This is a genomic window from Streptomyces novaecaesareae (genome assembly GCF_000716875.1).
Lineage (GTDB): Bacteria > Actinomycetota > Actinomycetes > Streptomycetales > Streptomycetaceae > Kitasatospora > Kitasatospora novaecaesareae.
Window position 1 is genome coordinate 99,354 of sequence record NZ_JNWQ01000006.1, and the last position, 26,937, is coordinate 126,290.

General features: G+C 71.5%; 20 protein-coding genes and 2 pseudogenes. 15 read left to right on the forward strand and 7 right to left on the reverse strand.

Features of this window, described 5'->3' with window-relative positions:
• Nucleotides 1-37: 37 nt before the first annotated feature.
• From OP86_RS04000 to OP86_RS04015, 4 genes are all read left to right on the forward strand, one after another.
• Nucleotides 38-838, forward strand: coding sequence for an ABC transporter ATP-binding protein (locus OP86_RS04000; RefSeq protein ID WP_051829655.1), 801 nt, complete (start codon nt 38-40; stop codon nt 836-838).
• A complete protein-coding gene (locus tag OP86_RS04005; RefSeq protein ID WP_030255277.1) occupies nt 835-3,576 on the forward strand; it encodes an FtsX-like permease family protein in 2,742 nt (913 codons plus the stop codon). Before OP86_RS04000 ends, OP86_RS04005 begins: the two co-directional genes overlap by 4 nt.
• A gap of 237 nt (nt 3,577-3,813) precedes the next feature.
• The gene (locus OP86_RS04010) at nt 3,814-4,185 is read left to right on the forward strand and encodes a BlaI/MecI/CopY family transcriptional regulator (protein WP_078588422.1); all 372 of its coding nucleotides are present in this window, start codon (nt 3,814-3,816) and stop codon (nt 4,183-4,185) included.
• Nucleotides 4,182-5,087: a M56 family metallopeptidase gene (locus OP86_RS04015; RefSeq protein ID WP_030255281.1), complete on the forward strand. Its 906-nt coding sequence runs from the start codon at nt 4,182-4,184 to the stop codon at nt 5,085-5,087. Before OP86_RS04010 ends, OP86_RS04015 begins: the two co-directional genes overlap by 4 nt.
• Before the next feature lie 113 nt (nt 5,088-5,200).
• Here the strand turns inward: OP86_RS04015 and OP86_RS04020 are convergent, their stop codons facing one another.
• Nucleotides 5,201-6,286 carry a C40 family peptidase gene (locus tag OP86_RS04020; protein WP_030061781.1) on the reverse strand — a complete coding sequence of 362 codons (1,086 nt, stop codon included), beginning with the start codon at nt 6,284-6,286 and terminating at the stop codon, nt 5,201-5,203.
• 407 nt (nt 6,287-6,693) lie between these two features.
• On the opposite strand from OP86_RS04020, the gene OP86_RS04025 reads away from it, so the two are divergent.
• Genes OP86_RS04025 through meaB form a run of 3 tightly spaced genes read left to right on the forward strand, consistent with a single transcriptional unit; the run spans nt 6,694 to nt 11,786 of the window.
• The gene (locus OP86_RS04025; protein ID WP_030061782.1) at nt 6,694-8,589 is read left to right on the forward strand and encodes a methylmalonyl-CoA mutase subunit beta; all 1,896 of its coding nucleotides are present in this window, start codon (nt 6,694-6,696) and stop codon (nt 8,587-8,589) included.
• Complete coding sequence (scpA, locus tag OP86_RS04030; protein WP_030061783.1) at nt 8,586-10,787, forward strand: methylmalonyl-CoA mutase; 2,202 nt, start codon at nt 8,586-8,588, stop codon at nt 10,785-10,787. The genes OP86_RS04025 and scpA overlap by 4 nt, the downstream gene beginning before the upstream one ends.
• A gap of 12 nt (nt 10,788-10,799) precedes the next feature.
• Nucleotides 10,800-11,786, forward strand: coding sequence for a methylmalonyl Co-A mutase-associated GTPase MeaB (gene meaB / locus OP86_RS04035; protein ID WP_030255284.1), 987 nt, complete (start codon nt 10,800-10,802; stop codon nt 11,784-11,786).
• A 313-nt stretch (nt 11,787-12,099) separates the two neighbouring features.
• Here meaB and OP86_RS37735 read toward each other — a convergent pair.
• Nucleotides 12,100-12,210, reverse strand: a pseudogene (locus tag OP86_RS37735) (aminoglycoside phosphotransferase family protein); the annotation flags it as partial.
• A pseudogene (locus tag OP86_RS04040) lies at nt 12,191-12,559 on the reverse strand (hypothetical protein); the annotation flags it as partial. The pseudogenes OP86_RS04040 and OP86_RS37735, both read right to left, overlap by 20 nt.
• Before the next feature lie 204 nt (nt 12,560-12,763).
• Between OP86_RS04040 and OP86_RS04045 the strand changes: the two are divergent.
• Nucleotides 12,764-13,798: an NsdA family TPR-like regulatory protein gene (locus OP86_RS04045; protein WP_483414666.1), complete on the forward strand. Its 1,035-nt coding sequence runs from the start codon at nt 12,764-12,766 to the stop codon at nt 13,796-13,798.
• A gap of 4 nt (nt 13,799-13,802) precedes the next feature.
• On the forward strand, nt 13,803-14,996 hold the full coding sequence (locus tag OP86_RS04050) for a hypothetical protein (protein WP_051829656.1): 1,194 nt from the start codon (nt 13,803-13,805) through the stop codon (nt 14,994-14,996).
• A gap of 51 nt (nt 14,997-15,047) precedes the next feature.
• Here OP86_RS04050 and OP86_RS04055 read toward each other — a convergent pair whose 3' ends face one another.
• Together OP86_RS04055 and OP86_RS04060 are read right to left on the reverse strand one after the other, a co-directional pair.
• A complete protein-coding gene (locus tag OP86_RS04055; RefSeq protein WP_234434766.1) occupies nt 15,048-15,896 on the reverse strand; it encodes a polysaccharide deacetylase family protein in 849 nt (282 codons plus the stop codon).
• A gap of 170 nt (nt 15,897-16,066) precedes the next feature.
• Nucleotides 16,067-16,669 carry a superoxide dismutase gene (locus OP86_RS04060; RefSeq protein WP_030061789.1) on the reverse strand — a complete coding sequence of 201 codons (603 nt, stop codon included), beginning with the start codon at nt 16,667-16,669 and terminating at the stop codon, nt 16,067-16,069.
• Between the two features lie 247 nt (nt 16,670-16,916).
• Between OP86_RS04060 and OP86_RS04065 the strand changes: the two genes are divergently transcribed.
• The 3 genes from OP86_RS04065 to OP86_RS04075 all read left to right on the forward strand — a co-directional run bounded on the left by OP86_RS04065 (nt 16,917) and on the right by OP86_RS04075 (nt 21,864).
• On the forward strand, nt 16,917-19,217 hold the full coding sequence (locus tag OP86_RS04065; protein ID WP_051829657.1) for a M9 family metallopeptidase: 2,301 nt from the start codon (nt 16,917-16,919) through the stop codon (nt 19,215-19,217).
• Nucleotides 19,218-19,761: 544 nt separating this feature from the next.
• Nucleotides 19,762-20,808, forward strand: a complete 1,047-nt coding sequence (locus OP86_RS04070) for a cytochrome P450 (protein WP_157849659.1) — start codon at nt 19,762-19,764, stop codon at nt 20,806-20,808.
• A gap of 39 nt (nt 20,809-20,847) precedes the next feature.
• Nucleotides 20,848-21,864: a JmjC domain-containing protein gene (locus OP86_RS04075; RefSeq protein WP_051829658.1), complete on the forward strand. Its 1,017-nt coding sequence runs from the start codon at nt 20,848-20,850 to the stop codon at nt 21,862-21,864.
• Nucleotides 21,865-21,920: 56 nt separating this feature from the next.
• Here OP86_RS04075 and OP86_RS36410 read toward each other — a convergent pair whose 3' ends face one another.
• Entirely contained in the window at nt 21,921-22,124 is a 204-nt protein-coding gene (locus OP86_RS36410; protein WP_157849660.1) for a hypothetical protein, read from the reverse strand.
• Between the two features lie 138 nt (nt 22,125-22,262).
• On the opposite strand from OP86_RS36410, the gene OP86_RS04080 reads away from it, so the two are divergent.
• The 3 genes from OP86_RS04080 to OP86_RS04090 are packed head-to-tail and all read left to right on the forward strand — an operon-like array spanning nt 22,263 to nt 26,382.
• Nucleotides 22,263-23,378: a tyrosine-type recombinase/integrase gene (locus OP86_RS04080; protein WP_245231774.1), complete on the forward strand. Its 1,116-nt coding sequence runs from the start codon at nt 22,263-22,265 to the stop codon at nt 23,376-23,378.
• The gene (locus tag OP86_RS37365) at nt 23,375-25,855 is read left to right on the forward strand and encodes a site-specific integrase (RefSeq protein WP_199815145.1); all 2,481 of its coding nucleotides are present in this window, start codon (nt 23,375-23,377) and stop codon (nt 25,853-25,855) included. Before OP86_RS04080 ends, OP86_RS37365 begins: the two co-directional genes overlap by 4 nt.
• Nucleotides 25,852-26,382, forward strand: a complete 531-nt coding sequence (locus OP86_RS04090) for a DUF6262 family protein (RefSeq protein WP_030061796.1) — start codon at nt 25,852-25,854, stop codon at nt 26,380-26,382. The genes OP86_RS37365 and OP86_RS04090 overlap by 4 nt, the downstream gene beginning before the upstream one ends.
• A 60-nt stretch (nt 26,383-26,442) precedes the next feature.
• On the opposite strand, the gene OP86_RS04095 is transcribed toward OP86_RS04090, so the two are convergent.
• Nucleotides 26,443-26,937: DUF6928 family protein (locus tag OP86_RS04095; protein WP_418952578.1), on the reverse strand; the 495-nt coding region annotated here is incomplete at its 5' end.

The following is a 26,937-nucleotide window of genomic DNA, read 5'->3' on the forward strand; positions in this document are numbered from 1 at the left end:
TGATCTCCCCTTTCCGGCATATATAGTTCACCGACATATGCAGTTGAGTAGCCCACGAGGGGGAAGTGTGTCCCACACCGATCCGACCCGATCCGCGCCCGTCCTGCGCCTGGCCGACGTCACCCGGGTGCACGGGCGAGGCGCCGCCGAGGTGCACGCCCTGCGCGGGATCGACCTGGCCGTCCATCCGGGCGAGTTCGTCGCCGTCATGGGGCCGTCCGGCTCTGGAAAGTCCACCCTGCTGACCCTGGCCGGCGGGCTCGACCAGCCCAGCGACGGCGAGGTGCTGGTGGAAGGCGTCCCGCTCGGCGGCCTCAGCCGGGGCAAGCTCGCCGACCTGCGGCGGCGCTCCATCGGGTACGTCTTCCAGGACTACAACCTGATCCCGGCGCTCACCGCCGCCGAGAACATCGCCCTGCCGCGCGAACTCGACGGCGTCTCCGGACGCCGCGCCCGCCGGGAGGCGCTGGCCGCGCTGGAGGAGCTCGGCATCGGCGAGCTCGCCGACCGCTTCCCCGACGACATGTCCGGCGGCCAGCAGCAGCGCGTCGCCATCGCCCGGGCACTCATCGGCGAGCGCCGGCTGGTGCTCGCCGACGAGCCGACCGGCGCACTCGACTCCGCCACCGGCGAGGCCGTCCTCGCCGTCCTGCGCGCCCGCTGCGACGCCGGAGCGGCCGCCATGATGGTCACCCACGAGGCCACGCACGCCGGTTGGGCGGACCGGGTGGTCCACCTGAAGGACGGCGCCGTCGCCTCCGAGAGCCGCGGCTACCGCTCCGCCACCTGCCCGGCCACCGTCCACCGTCCCAGCGCACTGGGCGAGGTGACGCAGTGAGGCTGGGAGCCTGGCGGGTCGCCCTGCGCATCGCCCGCCGCGACGCCCTGCGGGCCAAGGGCCGCAGCGCCCTGATCGTCGCCATGGTCGCGCTGCCCGTGCTCGGCGTCACCGGCGCCGACGTCGTCCACCGCAGCGGTCAGCTCACCCCGGCCGAGCGGGTCGAGCGGGTGGTGGGCGGGGCGGACGCCTTCGTCACCGCGCTCTCCCCGGGCCGTACCGTCGAACAGGCCCCGGTCGCCGAGGACGGCGCCTTCAGCGTCGACACCCGCCCCGACCAGCAGCCGACGGCCGAGCAGCTGAAGGGCGCGAGCACCGACCCGGCCGCCCTGGTCTCCGCACTGCTGCCGCCCGGCAGCGCGCTCACCCCGGCCCGGCCCGGGGCCGAGACCGGCGCGAGCTCCCCGGAGGGCCTGGTCCGCACCCTCACCACCGAGGCCGACCTCGCCGACCCGATCTGGCACGGCCGGATCGACCTGGTCGAGGGCCGCGCCCCGAAGGCACCGCACGAACTCGCCGTCACCCGGGCCTTCCTGGACCACGCCGGGCTCAAGGTCGGCGGCACCACCACCGTCCTCGGCCTGGAGAACACCCCCTTCACCGTGACCGGCGTCGTGGAACACCCCGACGACCTCGGGCGGGTCGAACTCGTCGCCAGGCCGGGCGAGTTGCTCGACCCGATGGCCGCCGCGGCGGCGCCCGGCCAGTCCGCCGCCGAGCGGACCTCGGGCGAGCGCACCTCCTGGCTGGTCCGGCTCCCGGCGGGGGCCGCGCTCGACTGGGCCAAGGTCCAGGAGTTCAACGCGTACGGCTACACGCTCACCGCGCGCTCCGTCGCGCTCGCCCCGCCGCCCAAGGCGGCCGTCCCGTACGTCCGCGACGGCCTCCGCTACCGCGACCCGGCAGCCGACAACAGCACCAAGGTGGCCGTCGGCACCGTCACCGGCATGGCGCTGCTGGAGGTCGCCCTGCTCGCCGGGCCCGCCTTCGCCGTCGGCGCCCGCCGCTCCCGCCGCCAGCTCGCCCTGCTCGGCGCGGCCGGCGGCAGCCGAACCCACGTCGGCGCGGTGGTGCTCGGCGGCGGCCTGGTCCTCGGCGCGGCCGGGGCGCTGGTCGGCGTGGTGCTCGGCACCGGGCTGGTCGCCGTACTCCAGCCGCGGATCGAACGGGTCGGCGGCGCACGCTTCGGGCACTTCGCGCTGCCCCCGCTGGACCTGCTCGCGATCGCCGGGATCGGCCTGGTCACCGCCCTGCTCGCGGCCGCGCTGCCCGCACTGCAGGCCGCCCGGCGCAGCGTCACCGCCGGGCTCACCGGCCGGGACACCGTCCGCGGGCCCAGCCGCTGGGTCACCGTGACCGGCCTGCTGCTGGTCGTCCTCGGCGCCGTCCTGGGAATGTACGGCGCGGGCGCCGTACAGCGCGGCCTGCCGGTGGTCGGCACCTTCGACACCCGCACCCTCACCGTGCTCGGCGGCTCGGTGACCGCCGAACTCGGGCTGCTGCTCTGCACCCCGATGCTGGTCGCCGCGATCGGCCGGGCCGCCGGAATCCTGCCGCTCGGGCCCCGGCTCGCCCTGCGCGACTCCGCCCGGCACCGCTCGCGCACCGCCCCGGCGGTCGCCGCCGTGATGGCCGCGGTGGCCGGCGCCGTCGCCATCGGGGTGTACAGCACCAGCACCGACGCCGAGAACCGGCGCGACTACCGGCCGCAGGCCCCGTACGGCGCCGTCCAGCTCACCAGTTTCGTCGACGGCCCCCAGGTCGAGCAGGTGCGCACCGAGGTGGAGAAGCAGCTCACCGGGCTCGGCCCGCGCGGCGACCTCGCCCAGGCGGTGTACCGGTTCTGCACCAACTGCTCCAGCACCGTCCAGCTCAAGGGCACGGTGAACTGGCGCACCCTCACCGTCCAGCCGCACCTGGCCGCCGGGGACGCCACCGTGCTGCACAACCTGTTCGGCATCCACGACCCGGCCGTCGAGCAGGCGCTGGCCGCCGGGAAGCTGCTGGTCTTCGACCGTGCCCTGGTCGGCGCCGACGGCAAGGCCGTCATGGTGCTGCGCGGCGGCGGCGGTGGTCCGGTGCAGCCGGGCGAGGTCCCCAAGCCCGACCTGCAGGAAGTCCCGGTCGACGCGGTGCTGGTCGACAACCCGGCCGCCGCCCGCTTCGCCCAGGGCATGATGCTGCCCTCCGCGCTGCCGGCCCTCGGGCTCTCCGCACAGCCCACCGGCTCCGTCTGGCTGCCCGCCACCCCGCCCGACCGCAAGCAGCAGCAGCGCGCCGAGGCGGCCACGATCCGGCTGGACCGCTTCTCCGCCCTGGACATCGAACGCGGCTACCAGCCGAAGAGCGACGCCCTCACCCTGGCGCTCACCGGCTTCGCCGGACTGGTCGTGCTCGGCGCGGCCGGGATCGCCACCGGCCTCGCGGCCGCCGACTCCCGGCAGGACCAGGCCACCCTGGCCGCCGTCGGCGCGCGGCCGCGGATCCGGCGGACCATGGCGGGCCTGCAGTGCGCCCTGATCGCCCTGCTCGGGGCGCTGCTCGGGGCGGCCAACGGGTTCGTGCCGGCGGTGGGGCTGCTCAAGTCCCGGGCGAGCGGGTTCGGGTCCAAGCCGGCGCTGATCACCGCGCCGTGGGGCGAGCTGCTGCTGGTCGTGCTGGTGCTGCCGGTGGTGGCGGGGCTGCTCGCGGCGCTGTTCACCAAGTCCCGGACCTCGCTCGGGCGACGGCTGTCCTGAGCACCGGGCGGCAGCTGTCCTGAGCACCCGGCGACGGCTGTCCCCAGCAACCGGCGACGGCTGTCCTGAGCAACCGAACGGCACCCGCCGGGCGTCCACCTCCGCAGACCGGGGGCGGGCGCCCGGCGCTCGCCGTACCATGGTCCGCGCTCCGGCGGGCGGAGGACGCCCTGGTCCGGAACATCGACAGTTCGGGAAGTTCAGCGGTTCGGCGAGTTCGGCGAGGGAGACGAGGCGGTGCTACGGGGGTTCGGCGACCTGGAGGCCGAGATCATGGACCGGCTCTGGTCCTGGGGCCGGCCGGCCACGGTGCGCGAGGTCGTGGACGACCTGCAGCTGCAGCGGGCGGTCGCGTACACCACCGTCACCACCGTCGCCGACATCCTGCACACCAAGGGCTGGCTGCGCCGCGACAAGGTCGGCCGCGCCTGGGTGTACGAACCGACCTGCACCCGCGAGGAGTACACCGCCCGGCTGATGCACCAGGCCCTGGAGACCACCCCCGACCGGGCCGGAGCGCTGCTCCACTTCATCGACCGGATCAGCGGGGACGAGGCCTCCGCCCTGCTCGCGGCCCTCGAACAGGTGAAGGCCCGGGGCCCGGAGTGACCCTCGTACTGCTCGTCCTCTACCTGGTGGCGGTCGGCGTCCTGCTGCCCCGCCGACTGGCCGGCTCCGCCCGGCTCCAGGCCCGCCCGGTGACGGGCGCGGCGCTCTGGCTCGCGCTGATGGCCTCGTTCACCGTCGCCGCGGCACTCACCGCGCACCACGCGGTGGAGCCCCTCACCCACGAGCCGGCCGGGCTGCTCGGCCTGCTCCCCCACGCCGAACCGGCCGGGCCCGTCCTCCCGCACACCCACGACTGGTGGCTCCTCGCCGCCGCCGGGGCGGCGGTCGCCGTCCTGGTCGCCGCCGTCGGCCTGCGCACCGGGCGGGCCCGGCGGCGGCACCGGGCGCTGCTCGACGTGGTCGCCGTACGGGACCGGCGCTGGGGCGCGCTGGTGCTGGAGCACGCGCACCCGACCGTCTACTGCCTGCCCGGGCGGCGCTCCCGGATCGTCCTGTCGCGCGGGGCGTTGCGGCTGCTGGACGAGCGGCAGCTCGCCGCCGCCCTCGCCCACGAGCACGGACGCATCCGGGGCCGCCACCACCTGTTCCGGCTGCCGGCGGACACCTTCGCGCTGCTCCTCGGGCCGCTGCCGCTGGCCCGGCTGGGGCGCTCGGAGGTGGCGCTGCTGCTGGAGATGGCCGCGGACGACGCGGCGCTGGCCCAGGTGTCGCGGAGCGAACTGGCCTCGGCGCTCTACACGTTGGCGACCTTCGGGGCCACGCCGGCGCCGGGCGGCGGGACGCACGGCGGGACGCTTGGCGTGGCCTCCACCGGGGTGCTGGCCCGGGTCCGCCGACTGGCCCGCCCGGGCGGCGGCCGGCGGCGGCAACGCGCCTGGCGGCTCGGGCTGTTGGCGCTGCCGGTGCTGCCGTACCTGCTGGCCTGCGCCCCGCACCCGTAACGCGCCGCGCCTGTAGCGGTCCGCCCCCGTCAAGGCCCGCGCCCGTAATCGTCCGCGCCCGCAGCGGGTCCGCCACGGGTGCGGGGCGCTGCGGGCGCGGGTGCGAGCGCGGGTCAGGCCGGGCGGACGGCGCCCATGTACTTCATCGCGCTGATCGGGAGCACCTCGATGTTCTTGCCGGTGCGCGGCGCGTGGATCATCTTGCCGTCGCCGATGTACAGCCCGACGTGGTGCAGGTCGTCGTAGAAGAAGACCAGGTCGCCGGGCTGGAGGTTGGCGCGGTCGACGTGCGGGCCGTCGTTCCACTGGTCCTGGGACATCCGGGAGATCCTGACGCCCGCCGCCTTGTACGCCATGCTGGTGAGGCCGGAGCAGTCGAAGCTGTCGGGGCCGGTCCGGCTCCAGCCGTACGGCTTGCCGAGCTGGGCCTGGGCGAACGCGATGATGGTGGCGGCCCGGCCGCTGGCGGCCGGCACCGGGGCGTTCAGGTCGGGGCGGTCGGCGGAGCGGGAGGAGCGGTCGGCCGCGGCCGCTGCGGCGGCCTGCTTGGCCTCGGCCTTGGCCTTCTCCGCGGACTGCTGGGCGTTGATCTTGGCGCGGTCCTCGGCGCTGAGCTTGTTCAGCATCGACTGCGCCGTGGCCAGCTTGGTCTGGATGTCGTTCTTCTGCTCCGCCAGCTGCTTGCCGACCGAGTCGAGCTCGGCGAGCGTCCTGGTCGCCTCGGTGCGGTCCTGGTCGAGCTTGCGCTGCTCGTCCTGGGCCTGCTTGAGCAGGCCCGCCTGGGTCTCGGAGACCTGGTTCTGCACCGCGGCGCGCTCCAGGTAGCCGGCCGGATCGGAGTCGAGCATCAGCTGGACGGACGGGTCGATGCCGTTGTTCCGGTACTGGTCGGCGGCGACCGAACCGAGCCGGGTGCGCAGCTCGTTCATCGCGTCCTGTCCGCGGACGACCTTCTCCTGGATCTGGTTGGCGTCGCTTTGAAGCTTCTGCTGCTTGGCCTGGAAGCCGTTGAAGCGCTCGATCGCCTGCTCGGCCTGCTCGTTGAGCTGGTCGACCTGCTCCTTGACGGAGGCGAGGTTCGGCGTGGGCTCGGCGTGGGCGGTGCCGGAGGCGAGGACCGCGCCACCGGCCGCCATGGCCGTGGTGAGGACCGCCAGGCGGGCCCGGCTCGGGGGGCTGGGCTTGCGGCGCTTTCCCATGGGCGGTCGGCTCTCCTTCGGGGGAATCCGCGGAGGCCGGGGAGGGCTTCGCGGGGGGCCGGGGCAGGCGAAGGCGGGCAGGACGGGCAACGGGGGGATGCCGCCCCGCCCACCTTCTTCGAAGTAACTTAATAGATGAGTGGCGGGGTTCCGCAATCCCCCTGATCATGGCTCTACGGGCCATGACGGGACATCGATCGCCTTCCACGCCATCGGTGTTGACTACGGACACCACCCGGCCGCCGGTTCAACCGTCCTCGCCGCCGTCACCGGGCCCGCCGGCCCCCGAAAGCCGCGACCCACGGCACCACCTGCCGTGCGAAGTGCCGAAACCCCTGCCAAATCGAGGGAAACGTCACACGCGCCGCCCCTCCTGCGGCTCTGCGAACGGGCGCTAACCTGCGGACATGAAGGTCCCGCCCGAAGGGCTCCCCCTCGCCGCCGAGTTTCCGGCCGCGCACCGTGAGCAGTGGCAGCAGCTCGTCCAGGGCGTGCTGCGCAAGTCCGGTGCCCAGGCCGAGGACGGCGTCGCAGCCGAGCAGACACTCACCACCACCCTCCAGGACGGGCTCCACGCGCGCCCGCTGTACACCGCCGAGGACACCGCGGTCGACCCCGGGTACCCGGGCTTCCCGCCCTTCGTCCGCGGCGGCCGCCCGCAGGGCTCGGCCATCGCCGGCTGGGACGTACGGCAGCGGCACACCGACCCGGACGGGCGGCGCACCAACGAGGCCGTCCTGGCCGACCTGGAGAACGGCGTCGGCTCGCTCTGGCTGGAGCTCGGCGGCGAGGGCCTTCCGGTGGACGCCCTGCCCGAGGCGCTGACCGGGGTGTACCTGGACCTGGCCGCCGTGGCGCTCGACGCGGGACCCGAATTCGCCGACGCCGCCGAGCAGTTGTTCGAGCTCTACGAGCGGCGTGAGGTCTCCCCCGGCGCCGCCGCCGGCAACCTCGGCGCCGACCCGCTGGGCCTGCAGGCCCGCACCGGCGACACCGCCCGCACCGACGCACTGCTCGCCGAGGCCACCGCGCTGGCCGCCCGCTGCGCCGCCGGCTACCCCGGCGTCCGGGCGCTGACCGTCGACGCCCTGCCGTACCACGAGGCCGGCGCCTCCCCGGCCCAGGAACTCGGCTGCTCGCTCGCCACCGGCGTCGCCTACCTGCGCGCGCTCACCGCGGCCGGGCTGTCCGTGGACGCCGCACTCGGCCAGCTGGAGTTCCGCTACGCGGCCGACGCCGACCAGTTCCTGACGATCGCCAAGTTCCGTGCCGCGCGCCGCCTCTGGGCCCGCATCGCCGAGGTCTCGGGTGCCTCCGCCGAGGCCGCGGCGCAGCGTCAGCACGCCGTCACCTCCCGGGTGATGATGACCGCCCGCGACCCGTGGGTGAACATGCTGCGCACCACCGTCGCCTGCCTGGCCGCCGGGGTCGGCGGCGCCGACGCCGTCACCGTGCTGCCCTTCGACAGCGCGCTCGGCCTGCCCGACGCCTTCGCCCGCCGGATCGCCCGCAACACCCAGTCGATCCTGCTGGAGGAGTCCCACCTGGCCCGGGTGGTCGACCCGGCCGGCGGCTCCTGGTACGTCGAGCAGCTGGGCGAGGAACTCGCCCGGGCCGCCTGGGCCTGGTTCCAGGAGATCGAGCGGGCCGGCGGCCAGCAGGCCGCACTCGGGGCCGGACTCGTCGGCGAGCGGATCGCTGCCACCTGGGCCGAGCGGTCCGTCAAGCTCGCCAAGCGGCGCGAACCGGTCACCGGCGTCAGCGAGTTCCCGCACCTCGACGAGCAGCCGCTGGTCCGCGAGGCCGCCCCGGCCGCGCGCGCGGGCGGCCTGCCGCAGGTGCGCCGCGCCGAGGCGTACGAGGCGCTGCGGGACCGCTCCGACGCCTTCCGCACCGCCACCGGGGAGCGGCCGAAGCTGTTCCTGGCCTCGATCGGCACCGCCGCCGCGCACACCGCGCGCACCACCTTCGCGGCCAACCTGTTCCAGGCGGGCGGCATCGCGACCACCTCCACCGAGGGCACCGCGGCCGAGGGGTTCGCCGAGGCGTTCCGCGCCTCCGGCGCCACCGTCGCCTGCCTGTGCTCCAGCGACGCCCTGTACGGCGAGCACGCCGCGGCCGTCGCCGGCGCCCTGAAGACGGCCGGCGCCACCAAGGTGCTGCTGGCCGGGCGGCTCGGCGAACTGCCCGCCGGAGTGGACGAGTTCATCCATGCGGGCGGGGACGCCGTCGCCGTCCTGACCTCCCTGCTGGACCAGATCACCGGCGCGAGCGGCGCCGACGAGAGCGAGGCGGGCCGATGATCCCCGACTTCACCGGAATCGGGCTGGACGGCGACACCGCCGACGTCACGGACGCCCAGTGGCAGGCCGCCTGGCGGCAGTCCACCGGCAAGGACGTCGACGAGCAGGTCTGGGACACCCCCGAGGGCATCGGCGTCAAGCCGCTGTACACCGCGGCCGACCTGGCCGGGCTGGACTTCCTGGAGACCTACCCCGGCATCGCCCCGTACCTGCGCGGGCCGTACCCGACCATGTACGTCAACCAGCCGTGGACCGTCCGCCAGTACGCGGGCTTCTCCACCGCCGAGGAGTCCAACGCCTTCTACCGCCGCAACCTCGCGGCCGGCCAGAAGGGCCTCTCCGTCGCCTTCGACCTGCCGACCCACCGCGGCTACGACAGCGACCACCCCCGCGTCACCGGCGACGTCGGCATGGCCGGCGTCGCCATCGACTCGATCTACGACATGCGCCAACTGTTCGACGGCATCCCGCTCGACAAGATGTCGGTGTCGATGACCATGAACGGCGCCGTCCTGCCCGTCCTGGCGCTGTACATCGTCGCCGCCGAGGAGCAGGGGGTGCCCGCCGAGAAGCTGGCCGGGACCATCCAGAACGACATCCTCAAGGAGTTCATGGTCCGCAACACCTACATCTACCCGCCGCAGCCGTCGATGCGGATCATCTCGGACATCTTCGCGTACACCTCGCAGAAGATGCCCCGGTACAACTCGATCTCCATCTCCGGCTACCACATCCAGGAGGCGGGTGCGACGGCCGACCTGGAGCTGGCCTACACCCTCGCCGACGGGGTCGAGTACCTGCGCGCGGGCCTGGACGTGGGGCTGGACGTGGACGCCTTCGCGCCGCGGCTGTCGTTCTTCTGGGCGATCGGCATGAACTTCTTCATGGAGGTCGCCAAGCTGCGCGCCGCCCGGCTGCTCTGGGCCAAGCTGGTCAAGCAGTTCGACCCGAAGAACCCCAAGTCGCTGTCGCTGCGCACCCATTCGCAGACCTCCGGCTGGTCGCTCACCGCACAGGACGTGTTCAACAACGTCACCCGTACCTGCGTGGAGGCGATGGCCGCCACCCAGGGCCACACCCAGTCGCTGCACACCAACGCCCTCGACGAGGCGCTCGCCCTGCCCACCGACTTCTCCGCGCGCATCGCCCGCAACACCCAGCTGCTGCTCCAGCAGGAGTCGGGCACCTGCCGGGTCATCGACCCGTGGGGCGGCTCGGCGTACGTCGAGAAGCTGACCAACGACCTTGCGGCGCGCGCCTGGCAGCACATCCAGGAGGTCGAGGCGGCCGGCGGCATGGCCAAGGCCATCGACGCCGGCATCCCCAAGATGCGCGTCGAGGAGGCCGCCGCCCGCACCCAGGCGCGCATCGACTCCGGCCGCCAGCCGGTCATCGGCGTCAACAAGTACCGGGTGGAGAGCGACGAGCAGATCGACGTGCTCAAGGTCGACAACTCCTCGGTGCGGGCCCGGCAGATCGAGAAGCTGCGCCGGCTGCGCGAGGAGCGCGACGAGGCCGTGTGCCAGGACGCCCTGCGCGCGCTGACGGCCGCCGCCGTGGCCGGCCCCCGGCGCGACGGCTCCCTCGACGGCAACCTGCTGCACCTCGCCGTCAACGCGGCCCGGGCCAAGGCCACCGTCGGCGAGATCTCGGACGCCCTGGAGAAGGTGTACGGCCGGCACTCCGGCCAGATCCGTACCATCTCCGGTGTGTACCGAGACGAAGCGGGCCCGTCGGCCTCCCTCCAGCGCACCCGTGACCTGGTCGAGCAGTTCGAGCAGGCCGAGGGCCGCCGACCGCGCATCCTGGTCGCCAAGATGGGCCAGGACGGCCACGACCGCGGCCAGAAGGTCATCGCCACCGCCTTCGCCGACCTCGGCTTCACCGTGGACGTCGGCCCGCTGTTCCAGACCCCGGCCGAGGTCGCCCGCCAGGCCGTCGAGGCGGACGTGCACATCGTCGGTGTCTCCTCGCTGGCCGCCGGGCACCTGACCCTGGTGCCCGCGCTGCGCGCCGAACTCGCCGAGGCGGGGCGGGCGGACATCACCATCGTGGTCGGCGGGGTGATCCCGCCGCAGGACTTCGACGCGCTGTTCGAGGCCGGTGCGGCCGCGGTCTTCCCGCCGGGCACGGTCATCCCGGACGCGGCCTACGACCTGCTGAAGTCCCTGGCGGCCGACCTCGGCCACGAGCTGTGAGTTCCTGATCGCATGCCTCCGCGGACGATCGACCTCGACAGCTATGTGACGGGTGTCCTGGACGGCTCGCGCGCCTGGATCGCGCGCGCCGTCACCCTCGTCGAATCCAGTCGGCCCGACCACCGCGCGCTCGCGCAGCAGCTGCTCCAGCGGCTGCTGCCGCACGCGGGCGGGGCCGTCCGGGTCGGCATCACCGGCGTGCCCGGCGTCGGCAAGTCGACCTTCATCGACTCCTTCGGCAGCATGCTGACGGGGCTGGGCCACCGGGTCGCGGTCCTCGCCGTCGACCCGACCTCCAGCCGCACCGGCGGCTCCATCCTGGGCGACAAGACCCGGATGGAGCGCCTGGCCGTCGACCCGCACGCCTTCGTCCGGCCCTCGCCCACCTCGGGGACGCTGGGCGGTGTCGCCAAGGCCACCCGCGAGTCCATGGTGGTGATGGAGGCGGCCGGGTACGACGTGGTGCTGATCGAGACGGTCGGCGTCGGCCAGTCCGAGACGGCGGTGGCCGGGATGGTCGACACCTTCCTGCTCCTCAGCCTGGCCCGTACCGGCGACCAGCTGCAGGGCATCAAGAAGGGCGTCCTGGAGCTGGCGGACGTCATCGCCGTCAACAAGGCCGACGGCCCGCACGAACGGGATGCGAAAGCCGCCGCCCGCGAACTCGCGGGCGCGTTGCGGCTGTTGCAGGCCCCGGATGCCGCCTGGACGCCGCCCGTCCTGACCTGCAGCGGCCGCGACGGCGCCGGCCTGGACGTGCTGTGGGAGCGGCTGCAGCAGCACCGCAAGGTCCTCGACGCCACCGGCGCCCTGGCCGCCAAGCGCCGCGACCAGCAGGTGGAATGGACCTGGGCCATGGTCCACGACCAGCTCTACGCCCGGCTGCACGAGAACCCGGAAGTGCAGCGGCTGGCCCCCGAGTTGGAGACTCAGGTCCGCGCCGGAACCCTCCCGGCCGGGCTCGCCGCCCAGCAGATCCTGGACGCCTTCTTCGGCTGACCGAGGACCTGAAGGCCAAGCGCCGTGCCCCACCCATACGTGGGGCACGGCGCTTCGGCGGTTTCCGGGTACTCGAACCACACCACCTTGCCCCCCGACACCACCCTCCACGCCAGCGGAACCGGAAACCGAGCGTTGCTCACCGGAATGACCGCCAGGGGCGTCCGGCATCCCTCCGGCCCGGACATCAGACCGCCTTCCCGGTCGCACGAAGCGAGGTAGCCCATTCCAGGGCGCTCGTGAAGTGCTCCGAGCGGCTGCGGCGGTCCTGCTGCGAGGCGCTGGGCAGCGTGGGCCTCCCAGAGGTCCACGCTCAGGCCTCCAGCAGGCGGACGGCCGTGGTCAGGTACCGACGGACGACGTTGATGTAAAGCGGGTCATCCTGGGGATTGTTGATCCACCTGATGGCCTGCTCCATGAACCACCAGGCCCAGGGTGGTCACGTGCTCGTCCCGGAACAGGTACGAGTACACCTGGTGGGCGATGGCCAGCACCTCGCCCGCGTCACGGGTCGAGCGGCCGTGGTTCTTGATGAACTCCAGCGCCAGCTGCTCGACGCTGGCCTCCTCGGTCTCGTCCGCGTCCAGCAGGCCGTCCTGAACGGTCTGCCAGTCGATGACGAGCCGGGAGTTGACCTCGAACCGGAAGAAGTACTTCTCCGGGTCGATCGTGATCTGCTTGCCGTCCACGGTGATTCCGGGCAGACGGTTCCAGCGCGGGTCGAACGCCTCGGGCAGCTCGACCGTGATCGTCGCGGTGTCGATGGTGGTCACCTGTGTCTCCGTTCGGATGAGGCACCCTTACAACGGGCGCCAATCGGCTGGTTGAGCCGCCCGGGAGAGGGCTCCTTTGACACCCGGGCTACTTACTCTCAGTCAACAGGCGGGCACGCAAACGGATAAGGTGCCAGAGTGTGGACCAGATGTCGGCCAGTTGTCGACCACTGTGGGCCAGATGTCGGCCCGAGGGAGGGCGCCGTGTCAGGCGGATCCGGGGCAGTGCTGGATCGCCGGGGATTCGTGGCCGCCTCCAGCGCGTACGCGCTCGCGGCGCTGGGCCTTCCTGACCCCGACGCCGTGCTCCGGCGCGTGCGGCTCAAGTCCGGTGACAAGGTTCACGTCGGCCGGGGCGAGGTCGCGGCGATCCGCCAAATGACCAAGTCGCTCGGCGACGCGGCCGCCGAGCTCGGCGGCGGACATGCCCGGCACCTCGCGGTCCGCTACCTCCACGACGACGTCGCGCCCTGGTTGGACGGTACCTGGAGTGAAGCTGTCGGCCGGGACTTGTTTGCGGCCACCGCCCAGCTCGTCCACCTGGCGGGGTGGATGGCTCAGGACGAGGGCAACCAGGACGCCGCCCAGCAGTACTACGCCCACTCGTTCCGCCTGGCCTCCGAAGCCGGCGACGCCGAACTGGCCGCCACCGCCCTACGCGGTCTCGCCGTCCAGGCGATCGATCTCGGGTTCCGTCCGACAGCCGTCCGGATAGCGGAGGAGTGCGTGGACCAGGCCAAGGCTCTCAACGCCCCGCGGGCCCTGGCCTACTACCAGGCCACCCTCGCCAACGCCGCCGCCCTCGACGGCGACCGCCGCACGGCCACCGCTGCGCTCTCGGCCTCGCAGACCGCGATCGAGCGTGCCACCGACGCCCCGGGCGAGTCGTGGGCCTCGCACTACAGCATCGGGCGGTGGGCGCACGAGTCCGGCATGATCCTCGCCCAACTCGGGGACCACACGGCCGCTCAGGACCACCTTCATCACGCGCTCGACATCCACGGCCTCGACCGCCGCCGCACCCGTGCGATCGTCCTCGCCGACCTCGGTACGGTCCGGCTCCGACAGGACGACGTCGACGGCGCCCTCGCCTCCTGGAACGAATTCCTCGACTGCGCGGACGGTATCCGTTCCGTCAAAGTCCAGGACGCGGTCAGCGACCTGCGGGCCCGTCTCTACCGGCTCCGCCACGTACCCGGCGTCGAGGAGCTGGACGAGCGCGCCTCGACGCTGGGGTGAACCGATGCCAGACAGCCAGCAGTGGCGACAGGTTCGGGCCTTCCTGAACGATCAGCGCTTTGCGCTGACCAGACGGCTCCTCGCCGGCCACCCTCCCGAGCATCTTGTCCCGGGTGTGCCTCTGTTGGCCCGAAAGCATTGGATTCCGGAGCAGCCGGTACCCCTTGAACGCGTCCGGCTGCGGTGGCAGCCGGACGCGCCTGCCGCGCAGTTGGACGGAAGCGGGCCGGAGCTCGACCACATCCGTCCCCGACGGGAGGACGGGACCGCGCATCTTCGCTATGCGGATGCCGTCCGGGAACTGGCCAAGCCCAGGCTGTTCGAGAACCGTGGCTGCTACCGGCTCCTGGACGTCGATGCCTCTACGACCGGTCCAGTGCTGACCTTCGGGCGTGGGCAGTATTTCGACGTCATCAACATCTGCGAGGCTGCCGCGCACGAGTACGCCGCAGCTGTCCTCTCGGAGGCAGCTGACACACCGTTCCGGGCCGCCATCGGCGATCCGACCGATCTCGCGCGCCGGCCCGTCATGGCGGCCACCAGCACGCTCGTCATCCGGCTCGATCGCCGAACCGGCGACGCGGAGTTCGTGCTGCACTGGCGTGACCCCGAGAAGGTGGCCAGTGGCGGGGGCCTCTACCAGGTGATGCCGGTCGGGATGTTCCAGGCCTCGCACGACGCGCCGTGGAACGAGGCCAACGACTTCGACCTCTGGCGCTCCATCCTCCGGGAGCTGAGCGAGGAACTGCTCGGCAACACCGAGGACTACGGCAGCGACAAGGCCCCCATCGACTACGCAGCCTGGCCGCTCGACCAGAAACTCAGTGCAGCACGCGAGGACGGAAGCCTGCGGGTGTTCTGGCTGGGCCTCGGGATGGACCCGCTGACCTACGTCACCGACATGCTTACCGTGGCCGTGTTCGACGCCGAACTGTTCGACGAGACGTTTCGGCGCATCGTGTCCACCAACGAGGAGGGCCACCGCGTCGGGCTGGACGATGCGACCGGACGCTCGACGGGCATCCCGTTCACGGCCGAGCAGGTGGATCGCCTCACCAGCACGGAGCCGATGCAGCCGGCCGGTGCCACGCTCCTCCGACTCGCCTGGCAACACCGGAAGGCACTCCTAGAGCTCCCCGCCGCCGAACACTTGAGTTCGGCGGCGGGGCCCGGAAGGCACCAGGCACCTGGTCGGTGAGCTGGGGGCCGTACAGCAGGTATGGGCGCGTGGGGGCGGGGGGCGAGTGCCTCAGGGGGTGGTCTGGACCGGGAAGCCGGTGGGGCGGCCTTGGGACTTGAGCCAGGTGAGGACCTGGTCGAGGGCCTCGACCGTCTGCTGGCGGTCGCCGCCGCCGTCGTGGAACAGGATGGTCGGGCCGTTGTGGATCTCCTTCTTGACGGTGTCCACGATGGCGGCGGTGCCGGGCTTGTTGAAGTCCTTGGAGTCGTCGTTCCAGCCGAGCGGGCGCATGCCGTTCGCCGCGGCGATGCGCCGGCTGTCGGGGGTGAACGAGCCGCCGGGGGCCCGGTAGTAGAGCACCTTGGCGCCGCCCGCAGCGTCCTCGATCATCTTCTTCGCGTCCAGGATCTCCTTCTCCTGGTAGGCGACGGGCTTCTTGTCCATCGTGGTGTCGTGGTGCACCGTGTGGTCGCAGAGCCGGTGGCCGGCCGCGACGACCTGCTTGACCAGGTCGGGGTGGGCCTTGGCCTGCGGTCCGATCATGCAGAACGTCGCCGTCACGCCGTGCCGCTTGAGGACGTCGAGGACCTTCGGGGTCCAGGTGGGATCGGGGCCGTCGTCGATGGTGATGTTGACGGCGTTGCCTCCGCTCTCGGAGGCGTGGGCTATGCCGTCGGGTATCCCGCCCGGCTGCTGCGTGCCGCCGTCGCCGCCGTTGGAGCCGTCGCCCCCCTTGCTGCCATCCCCGCCGCTGCCGTCGGAGGAGCCGCCCTGCTCCTGTGCGACGTTCTGCTGTGGCGCGCTGTCCGAGTCGGTGAGGGTCGCGACCCCCCAGGCACTCGCCGTCAGAACGACGGCGGCCACCGCGAGGGCCACTCGGCTCCCGGCCAGATCCTTCATGCGTACTTTGAGGTCCATCGACTGACTGCTCCCCCACCCGTCTTCGAGCTTTCCGAGGTTCATGACGTGAACCGGGTCGGAGGGGTTCCCCGTTTCCCTCGTCTTTGCAGGTGAAGACCGTGATCGGCAGAGCAGCGGAACGGCCCCGGACCGCCCGACCGGGCCGGGGCCGTTGGGCCTGACGGGCGTCAGGCGGTCGTGGCGGCCGTGAAGCGGGCCGAGACGTCCTGCCAGTTGACGACGTCCCACAGGCGGGTGACGTAGTCGGGGCGGACGTTGCGGTACTGCAGGTAGTAGGCGTGCTCCCAGGCGTCGAACGCGAGCAGCGGGGTGGTGCCCTGGCCGACGTTGCCGTGGTGGTCGTAGACCTGCTCGACGATCAGGCGCTTGCCGAGCGGCTCCCAGGAGAGGATGCCCCAGCCGGAGCCCTGGACGCCGGTGGTGGCGGTGGTGAGCTGCTTCTTGAAGGCCTCGAAGCTGCCGAAGTGCTCGGTGATGGCGTCGGCCAGCTCGCCCTCGGGGCGGTCGCCGCCCTCCGGGGAGAGGTTCTGCCAGAACAGCGAGTGCAGCACGTGGCCGGACAGGTGGAAGGCGAAGGTCTTCTGCAGGCCGACCAGGCCGCCGAACTGCTCCTTGTCGCGCGCCTCGGCGAGCTGCTCCAGGGTGTCGTTGGCGCCCTTGACGTAGGCGGCGTGGTGCTTGGAGTGGTGCAGCTCCAGGATCTCGGCCGACATGGCCCGCTCAAGCGCGGAGTAGTCGTACGGCAGGTCGGGAAGCGAGTAGGTGCCCATCAGGACACGGCCCCTTTCGGCGGGTTGAACGATGCTGATCGTGCCAGGACAACACTATTGCGTATGAGTTGCAGGAACGAAGCATGAGCTCCTGCTTATTCCCGACGTCACATCTCGTCACCTGACGACTTTTCCGCTCCCGAGGGCTTCCCGCGGCCACTATTCGTGTGACATTTTACATGTCACACATTGGTGCGGCCGTGTCCCCAACCACACGGCCACTACCGGCCCCGGAGGCCCCCACCCCATGCGTCCCTTCCGGATAGCGAAGGCGAACGCGCGCAGAATCCCTGCGCTCGGCGCCGCCTTCTTCCTCGCCCTCGGCCTCTTCGCGCCGGCGGCGCACGCGGCCGACGCCCCGTCAGCCCCCGCCGCCAAGACGGCCGACGCCAAGACCGCCAACGCCGCCAACGCCGCCAATACGGCCAACGCCGCGGCGCCCCGCGCGATCCCGGTGCCCAAGTCGCCGGACACGCCCGAGGACGCCCGCCCGCTCGCCTCGGCCCCGCGGACCAAGGCCTCCGCCCCGACGGCGGGCAGCTCCGTCGGCGCCGCCTTGACGGCGAAGCAACTCGCCGCCGCCGCCTGCAATGTCTCCGCCTTCACCGGCAACTCCGGTGCCGCGCTGGTCCAGCAGGTCAAGTCGGCCGGCCTCGACTGCGTCAACACGCTGTTCACGCTCACCGGCAACAACGCCAAGGGCGCCTTCAACGAGGCCCAGATGGTCACCGTCGCCGACGCGCTGCGCGACGCCTCCGCCGCCTACCCCGGCGACGACTCCACCTCGGTCGGCCAGCTGGTGCTCTTCCTGCGCGCCGGCTACTACGTCCAGTGGAACAACAAGGACGTCGTCGGCCCGTACGGCACCGCGCTGCAGACCGCCGTCCGCGGTGCGCTGGACGCCTTCTACGCCGCCCCGCACAGCAAGGACGTCACCGAGGCCAACGGCGCCACCCTCGCCGAGGCCGTCACCCTGATCGACAGCGCCCAGGAGAACGCCCGCTACACCGGCGTCGTCAAGCGGCTGCTGGACGGCTACACGAGGGCCTGGACCGGCTCGATGGCCACCGCCGTCGCCAACACCGAGACCGTCATCGAGCGCGGCTTCGACCTGCCGGCCTTCACCGCCGCCCTGCAGGCCGACCCCTCCTTCGCCACCAGCATGGCGGGCTTCGTCACCCGCAACAGCTCCCAGCTCACCGGCTCGGACCCGGTGACGAGCATCGGCATCCAGATCGGCAACCTCGTCGCCAACGACGCGCTGCGCGCCCAGGGCCGGCCGATCGTCAAGGACCTGATCAACCGCTACCCGCTGGTCGGCAACACCGCCCCGCTCACCATGAACCTGCTCTGGTTCACGGAGAAGAAGGACGGCGGCAACTGCTCCTACTACGGCACCTGCGACCTGCCCACCCGGCTCGTCCCGCTCGTGCTCACCGTCGACCACACCTGCAACGCCAACCTGCGCATCCGCGCCCAGGACATGACCGCGCAGCAGCTCACCGACACCTGCACCAGCCTGATCAACCAGGACGCGTACTTCCACAAGGTGGTCAAGGACAGCGGCCCGGTCGCCGACGACCACAACACCAGCCTTGAGGTCGTGGTCTTCGACGACTACTACAACTACAGCCTCTACGCCTGGGAGATGTACCACATCGCCGTCGACAACGGCGGCATGTACGAGGAGGGCAAGCCCGACGCGGCCGGCAACCAGGCCCGCTTCATCGCCCACGAGGCCTCCTGGCTGCGCCCCCAGTTCCAGATCTGGAACCTCAACCACGAGTACACCCACTACCTCGACGGCCGCTACGACTTCTACGGCGACTTCGACGCCGGCATGACCACCCCGACCGTCTGGTGGGTCGAGGGCCTGGCCGAGTACATCTCGTACAGCTACCGGGGCGTCCACTACGACGACGCGGTGGCCCAGGCCGGCAAGGGCACGTACGCGCTGAGCACCCTGTTCGACAGCACCTACGACAACGCCGACTCCACCCGGATCTACAACTGGGGCTACCTGGCCGTCCGTTACATGCTCCAGTCGCACCCGCAGGACGTCGACGCGCTGCTCGCCAAGTACCGCGTGGGCGACTGGAACGGCGCCCGCGCCCTACTGAAGACCACCATCGGCACCGCGTACGACGCCGACTTCGCCGGCTGGCTCAAGGCCTGCTCCGCCGACAACTGCGGCTCCCTGCCCACCAACCAGGCCCCGCTGTGCACCGCCGCCGACACCCGGCAGTACGACAGGAACTGCCGCCGCGACAACGTGGCCGCCCCCACCGGGAACTACAACTACGACTTCCTGTTCCTGCCGGCCGGCGTGAAGCAGCTGACCATCACCACCAGCGGCGGCACCGGCAACGCCGACCTGTACTACAACGGCGGCGCCTGGGCCACCACCGGCTCGTACCTCGCCAAGTCCACCACCGGCGGCAACGGCGAGACCCTCACCATCGCCAACCCGCCGTCCGGCTGGGTGTACTTCAGCCTCTACGCCCAGCAGGGCTTCGGCGGCGTCACCGTCACCACGACCTACAACTGACGGCTTCCAGTTGCACCGGAGGGCCCCGCGGCGACGCGGGGCCCTCCGGCGTTTCCGCTCATGCGTTTCGGCTCGCGCCACGAAAATCTCGAAATCGGGGTTATAACAATTCACCCATCGAACAGGCCGAATAGGCCGTCGACGTAGCGCAGGAATCCGATCAGCAGCCGTCGCAGGGGTGTCCAAATCCCGGACGTTCGGTTAGGGTCCAGGTACGGACGAAGCAGTTCGGATTACATACCGGAAATCCGAATTCGCCGAGAACCCGGGCGCGGCCCTTCGCCGCGCCCGCAAATCACGGAATGGAGACAGCCATGAAGATGATCAAGGCGATCGCCAAGAAGTTCAAGAAGAACGAGGACCTCGCCGCCAACGCGTGGGTCCTGCACGTCATCTGACGTAGCCGTGGTCGGCGGGGCGTGCGGCGCGGCCGAGCCGCCGCCTCCGCCGACGCCACGGAGCACATGCATTTCACCGCCATTCCGATAAAGGCAGGACGCTCGTGGAAGAAATGGCGCCGGCCGCAGTGCGCGACCATTCCCTCGTGTATGCCCCGAGGATCCAGGACCTGCTGGCCCGGGAAGAAAAGGTATTCCGGATCGACCCGACCACCGTCGGCGTCTCCGACTGCCGCCTGCTGGCCGAAATCGTCGCGGCACGCCCAGTGCTGTCCACGGAGCGCTCGGTCTACAAGCCCGCCGCCGGTGCCGACATCCCCCACGACAGCGCGACCCGGACGATCCGCGCGCTGGGGCAGGACGTCATGGCGGGCATCCGGACGCCGCCGCCCCCGGCGCGCGGGCTGTCCGGCGCCTGGCCCTACGCGCCCACCTCGTACCTGCGCCGCTGGCTCTTCTCCGCCGACCCCCTGCCGGTCTCCCTGCTGTCGAAGCGGGGCATCACCCGCTCGGACACGCTCTCCAGGATCGTCGACCGCGCCGTCACCGTCTGGCCGGGCTCCGAGGCCGAGGGCAGGTCGACCGCACTGGCCGAGCTGATCCGCGGCGCCTCCGACCCCCTGGAGCGCAGGCAGGCCATCGCGATGTACCGGCGGGCGACGGCCACCCTCTGCGACGGCGTGGCCGCACTGGCCGGCAACGCCCTGTGGCTGCTGCGGCAGCAGCGGGCACCGGAGCAGGCACCGGAACGGGCGTCGGAACGGGCAGAAGAACGCCCCGCCGACCTCACCGCGGCGCTGTGGGAGACGCTGCGGCTGCTCCCGCCCGCGTGGATGCTGTGGCGCAGCGGCGGGGAGGCCTACACCGAGCTGCACCCCGAGATCCGCCCCGAGGACGAGGTCGCGCTCTTCCCGCTCCTGATGCACCGCCACCCGGACTACTGGTCCGACCCCCTGGAGTTCCGGCCCGAACGCTGGGCCGGGGTGGCGGACCCGGAGAGGACGCCCGCGTTCATGCCGTTCGGGTTCGACGGTGCCCGCTGCTGGGCCAAGCACCTGGTCGTGCCCCTCGCCGAGCGCCTGCTGACCGTCGCCTTCGACCACGGTCTCGTCATCCGCACCCCGCGGCAGGACGCGCCCGTCCCCCTGCGCTCCCTGCTCTCCGTACGGTTCGAGGCGGCGGCGGGGGCATGACCCCCTGACACCACAGGACACATCACCACAGGACACATCATGGAATCGCCCACGCTGGCCGCCTGGGTCGGCGACGTCGACGGCTTCGCCGGCCACCGGTGGCAGCGCGAGCCCGCGGTCTTCACCCCGGGGACGCTCGCCTCGCCCTTCGACCTCGACGAGTTGGACGCCGCCTTCGACGGAGGGCTGCTGCGCACCCCCTACCTGGAGATGGTGCGCTCCGACAAGGTCACCGTCCCGCCCGAGGCCTACACCACCTCACGCGTCGTCAACGGCGTGACGTACGACGGCTTCGCGGACCGCACGAAGGTCCTCGCCCGGCTGCGCGCCGGGGCGACGCTGCTCCTGCGGTGCGTCGACCAGTGGCACCGCCCGACGGGCGAGCTGGTGGCTCGGCTGTCCGAGGAGCTCGACCGGCGGGTGGAGGCGTTCTTCTTCCTCACGCCGGCCGGCGGCCAGGGGCTCGCCGTGCACCGCGACGACGCCGACGTGTTCGTCCTCCAGGCGGCCGGACGCAAGAGCTGGTACGTCCACGACGCTCCGGCGGCGGCGGACTGGTCGCTGGGCGAACTCCCGGACGACGAGCACTCGCCGCGCCGCCTGCACCGCGTCCTCGAACCCGGCGACGTGCTCTACGTCCCGCGCGGCTTCGCGCACCGCGCGGTCGGCGCCGCCGGGCTGTCCGCCCACCTGTCGCTGACGGTCCGCGACCTCTCCCTCCAGGACCTGCGGACCGCCCTCGCGCAGCGACTGGCCGACGGGCTGGAGCTCCCGGCACGCCCGCTGGGCCAGGCCGCGATCGCCGACGCCTGTGCCGCGCTGCTCGGCCACGCCCGGGCGGAGCTCGGCGCGGTCGAGCCGGAGGAGCTGCTGCGCGCCGCCAGGACGCAAGCGCGGGCCGACGCGCGCCGACCGGCCGCGCCGACCCGGGCGGAGACCTTCGCCGGGACGGCCCGGACCTGGCCGACCGACGGGCCCGGCACCGGACGCCCCGGGCTGGGGTCGGTCGGCCGCACCTGGCGCCGTCTGCGCGAGGCGGCCCGCGCCACGGACTGACGCGCGGCCGCCCCGCTGCCCCACGCCGGTCCGAACCGGACCGGTTCAGGCGCCCGTCAGCTCTCCTCCCCCGCCGCGCGCTGGGCCGGGACGGTGCGGTCGCGCTGGAGGTCGAGCAGTTCGCGGAACAGGCCGTCGCGCTCTTCCGCCAGTTCGGCCCAGGTGCCGGTCTGCACGATCCGCCCCTTGTCCATCACGATCACCCGGTCCGCGACCGCCGCGTTCTCTGGGGGTTCCCTGGCCGTGGCGTGACGTCGCACGGATCCCTCTCGTTAGGGAGTATGTGACGGTTCTCAGGGGGTGCGGCTCTGCGGTGGATCGTTGCGATCACTCGTGGAGTAGAGGTACCAGTGCGCGCATTCCCTGTACAGCTGCCGTCGGGCGCCCGGTACTGGACCGTGGTGGACGATGAGTTGGGGGTGGTCGAGGAAGCCGACCGCTTCCTGCGGGAGCTGAGGTTGGCCCGAGGGCGGGCGGAGACGACGACGAAGGCGTACGCCGAGGCCGTGGTGCTGTTCCTGGCATGGTGCGCCAGCACCGGCCGGGACTGGCACACCGCGGCCCGGGACATGGGGCTGTTCATGCTCTGGCTGAAGTGGACGCCGCGAAGTGGCGGCAAGCTGCGCGTCGTGGTGGCGGGACCGGGTGCGAAACCGGTTCGGGGCGAGAGCCGAATCAACAAGGTACTGACGGCGGTTCGGATGTTCCTGGTGCACGCCGTGGTGAACAAGACAGCACCGGCTTGGGTGCTGGAACAGATCTACGAGCTCGGGGACAGCCGCGACCTGCCCGAGGAGGCTCGCGGCGAGAGCGGTGGGATGCGGTACCGGATGCGGGCCCGCCACCGGCTCCAGGAGCCCGAGACCGCCATCGACCGAGCCAGCGACGAGGAGATCGTCGCGATGTTCTTGGAGTGCCGCTCCGCCCGCGACCGGCTGATCCTTCTGCTGCTGGCACGAGTCGGACTGCGGCCGGGGCAGGTCGCGGGGCTCCGCCGGAGCGATCCGCACCTACTGATGGACTCCCGCTCGCTCGGCTGCGACATGGAGGGCGCCCACGTCCACGTCATCCGGCGCGAGAACGAGAACCGCGCCTGGTCGAAGTCGAAGAAATCGTGGGCGATGCCGCTCGACTTCCTCGTGGTGCAGGCTTTCGACCAGTACGCGCTGGAACGCCACGAGCGCCTGGGTGCTGACGGCAGCGACTTCCTGCTGGTCAACCTGTTCCGCCCGCCCTATGGGACGCCGATGACGACCGACGCGATCGGGGAACTCTGCGAGTCGCTGTCCCGGCGCGCCGGGCTGGGCCGCAAGATCGGCCCCCGAATGTGTCGGCATGCGATGGCCAGCAACGTCGCCGACGCCGGCGGCAAACTCGACGAGGTCCAGGCCCTCCTCGGGCAGAAGAGCGCGGAATCGCCCCGCCCCTACCTCCATCCCAAGCCGTCACGGCTCCGCGAGGCTATCGAGCGGGTGCCACTGCCCCGGCTGCACGGGCAGGAGAACAACCGGTGACTCTCGCCCTCGCCCGGAACCCGTCGGCCCAACCGGAGGAAGCCGCAACCGTCCTGCTGGCCGCGGTGACTGCGGACTTCCGGAAGCTGATGAGCTGGGATGCCGACAAACGTCAGCTGGTCTTCCCACGCGACCACCCCCTGTTGGGTGCCCCGGAATGCCCGGTGACGGGCTGCGACAAGATGGTCTTCCACACAAAGGACCACGGGCTTTGCGTGGGTTGCGCGAGACGGCTGAAGACCAGCGGGCAGAGCCTCGAGGAGTTCTTGTCCACGGTCAAGCGCCACTGGCGCTCGATCGGTGTCCTGGACTGCCGTGTCCCGCAGTGTGGCCGTCCGTCGAAGACGTCGCGTGCCGAACTGTGCTCCGCTCATCTGCAGCGCAAAAACAGGCTCGGGCTGACGGTCGAGGAGTTCATCCTCCACCCGTCCGCGAAGCCGCTGCCAGGCTTCGGCTCTTGCGAGGTCGCATCATGCCCCCGGTCCCGAGACGGAAACAGCCGCCGATACTGCCTGGCTCACGACCAGCGCCGGATGACGGAGATCCGCAACGGCAGTACCCATGATGAGGAGACCTGGCGGCTGACGACTCCGGCGATCGCCCAGGCCGGCGTGGTGAGCCTGCTCGGCCTGCCCGACCAGGTGGTGGCCGAGATCCTCTACGGACTGCAGGAGCGCGTCGCCGCCGGCATCCGGCACAAGGACCACCACGTCCGGCCCTTCTGCGATCTCGTCCGAGCGCGGCAGGTCGCCTCGTTGGCCGATCTCGACACCACTGGGCTGAGCAAGATCAACACCTCGCTGGCAACGGGATTCCTCAAGCACGTCGTCCGGTTGAGCCTCTCGCCGGAGACCGAACGGTACAAAGACACCTGGAACGGCGCCGCGTTCGGCATGACCGGCTACCTCCACTTCGAGAAGATCAGCCAGCCCTGGTTGCGCAGAGCCGCCCAGGACTGGGCGGTCGATGACGCCCCCCGCCGCCGGGGCACCAACCCCCGCGGAGCGATGCAGACGCAGATCAACTGCATCGTCCGCCTCTCGGAAAGCCTCAAGCTGAACCGGCCGGACAAGGGCACGGATCCACGGCTCCTCGGCCGGGACGACATCGTGGCCTTCCTCAACCGGATGCGTTACCTGGTGCAGCAGGGAGAAGTCGCCGCCGCGCGTCACGTCATCGACGTCCGGCACCTCCGGCGCATGCTCATCCGCATGCGGAGCCTCGGGCTGACCCAGCCCGGTCAGCCTCTGCACGGCCTGTCCGAGCAGTTCACACTCCGGCCAGAAGACATCCCGGACGACCCGGAGGACACCGAGGCCGGCCGCGACCTCCCGCCGGAGGTGATGCGCCAACTCTCCGACCACCTCGCTACGTTGGCTGTCGGCGACTCGCAGGTCCGCACCGCAGTCGAGCTGTTGATGGACACCGGCCGCCGCCCGGACGAGATCTGCAGACTGCCCTTCGACTGCCTCGAACGAGACGGCGACGGCGAACCCGTCCTGATCTACGACAACCGCAAGGCGTTCAGGAACGGACGACGCCTGCCGATCGCCAAGGCCACCGCGGCCCTCATCGTCGAACAGCAGCAGAGAGTCCGGGCCCGATTTCCCGACACCCCGGTCAAAGACCTCGTGCTGATGCCGACACCGGTCGCCAATCCGCTCGGCACGAAGTCGCTGACCGCCGGCTGGCTCGGGGGCCGTCACCGGATCTGGGTCGATTCCGTGCCTGACCTCCTCGTCCCCGCCGTCGTCGAGGTCGCTGGCGAACGCGTCACGAAGATGTTGCCCTTCGACAAAGCGAAGATCTTCCCTTACGCCTACCGCCATACCTACGCCCAGCGTCACGCCGACGCTGGCGTCCCCGTCGACGCCCTCCGGGTTTTGATGGATCATCGCCAACTTGACACCACGCAGTGCTACTACCGCGTCGGCGAGAAACGCCAACGCGAAGCCGTCGAGCGCGTCGCCGCGATGCAGTTCGACCGGCACGGCAACCGCGTCTGGCGTAAGGCGAAGGCCGTCCTCGACTCCGAGCACGCCCGTCGGGCGATCGGCGAGGTGCAGGTCCCGTACGGCACCTGCACCGAACCGTCGAACGTCGCCGCCGGAGGCCACGACTGCCCGGTCCGGTTCCGCTGCGTCGGCTGCAGCCACTTCCGCACCGACGCGTCCTACCTGCCTGACCTCGAAGCCTATCTGGCGGACCTCTTGCGCAACCGCGAGCGCCTGGCCGCGTTCGCTGGCGCCGATGACTGGGCCAAGGGCGAGGCGATGCCCTCGGACGACGAGATCAGCCGAGTGCGCCGCTTGGTCAAACGTGTCCGCGAGGAACTCGACGACCTCACCGACGAGGACCGGGCCCAGATCCAGCAGGCCGTCACCGTCGTGCGCAGAACCCGGGCGGGCGTCGTCTCGCTCGGCATTCCAAAGGTGCGGCAGCCCATGCCCGACCTCCGCCCCGAGAGGACCGCATGACCTCCAGCATGATCGAAGGCAAGCGCGCCGACTCCGCACGACGCCGAGAGCGCGTGATCAAGGCCCTCAACGCAGCCCTGCGAACCGGCGGCGACATCACCGTCTCCGGTCTCGCCCGCGCAGCCCGCGTCGACCGCAGCTTCCTTTACCGTCACCGAGACCTACTCGAACGCGTTCACACCGCAGCCAACACGCCCGTCGAGGAAGGCCGCCTCGCTGCCGTCAGCCGAGCCTCCCTACAGGCCGACCTGGCCAACGCGCTGGAGCGGAACACCCGACTCGCCTCGCGGGTGCGCCAGCTGGAGCAGCGGCTGTCCAAGCAGCTCGGCGAGCAGGCCTGGACCGAGTCCGGGCTTGGGGCCGCGCCGGATATTGACCAACTCCAGCGCCGGATCACCATGTTGGAACAGGAACTCGCCGAGAAGCGGGGAGCACTTGAGGAAAGGACGGAGGATCTCGAAGCTGCCCGGGCCGCGAACAGAGAGCTGACCCGGACCTTGAACCAGCCGCACTCTGGACGGCCATGATCCAGCGGGCTGGCGAACCACGCGGCGCGGTCGAGAACAACCCACGACTTCCGCCGCGATTTACAGAACGTCCCGCTCGATCAACGTGCCATCGGGGCCCAGCACATAGGTACGCGGAGGGCCCATGGCCGCCACGGCTGCCCTGAGCCCGGCCTCCTTCTCTGCGGGATCCGGAGCGTTCGGATCCCGCACAAGGAAACCGTGGAGCTCGATGTCGTCCGCATCCACGTCGCTGGGCTCCGGGCGGCCCTCCACGATGAACCCGCAGAGCGCGCGCAGGGCATCCTCGCCCATGTCCAGCGGGTGGAAGGGCAGCGGGTACGGCTCCTCATCCTCACCCGGCCACGGGATGACCTCTGCCGGACGCTTTCCAGCCCAGTAGGGCACCTCGAAGGGAAGCGGCTCGCCGATGTTCTCTACGATCCCGCCATCCGGGGAGAGGCTCAGCGACCGGATGTGAAGTTCCCCCCTGACCTTGGACAGCTGTTGCTTACGCTGCGGGGGTGAAGTCGCGCTGCAGCCTGGCCCGGGTTTCGAGTGGGGTGAGGTATCCGA

What these genes read in the sequence shown, in the direction of transcription:
- OP86_RS04000 (WP_051829655.1), top strand. Translation starts at nt 38, where the DNA reads ATGCAGTTGAGTAGCCCACGAGGGGGAAGTGTGTCCCACACCGATCCG.
- OP86_RS04020 (WP_030061781.1), bottom strand. Translation starts at nt 6,286, where the DNA reads ATGGGAAAGCGCCGCAAGCCCAGCCCCCCGAGCCGGGCCCGCCTGGCG.
- OP86_RS04025 (WP_030061782.1), top strand. Translation starts at nt 6,694, where the DNA reads ATGAAGGTCCCGCCCGAAGGGCTCCCCCTCGCCGCCGAGTTTCCGGCC.
- scpA (WP_030061783.1), top strand. Translation starts at nt 8,586, where the DNA reads ATGATCCCCGACTTCACCGGAATCGGGCTGGACGGCGACACCGCCGAC.
- meaB (WP_030255284.1), top strand. Translation starts at nt 10,800, where the DNA reads ATGCCTCCGCGGACGATCGACCTCGACAGCTATGTGACGGGTGTCCTG.
- OP86_RS04050 (WP_051829656.1), top strand. Translation starts at nt 13,803, where the DNA reads ATGCCAGACAGCCAGCAGTGGCGACAGGTTCGGGCCTTCCTGAACGAT.
- OP86_RS04055 (WP_234434766.1), bottom strand. Translation starts at nt 15,896, where the DNA reads ATGGACCTCAAAGTACGCATGAAGGATCTGGCCGGGAGCCGAGTGGCC.
- OP86_RS04060 (WP_030061789.1), bottom strand. Translation starts at nt 16,669, where the DNA reads ATGGGCACCTACTCGCTTCCCGACCTGCCGTACGACTACTCCGCGCTT.
- OP86_RS04065 (WP_051829657.1), top strand. Translation starts at nt 16,917, where the DNA reads ATGCGTCCCTTCCGGATAGCGAAGGCGAACGCGCGCAGAATCCCTGCG.
- OP86_RS04075 (WP_051829658.1), top strand. Translation starts at nt 20,848, where the DNA reads ATGGAATCGCCCACGCTGGCCGCCTGGGTCGGCGACGTCGACGGCTTC.
- OP86_RS04090 (WP_030061796.1), top strand. Translation starts at nt 25,852, where the DNA reads ATGACCTCCAGCATGATCGAAGGCAAGCGCGCCGACTCCGCACGACGC.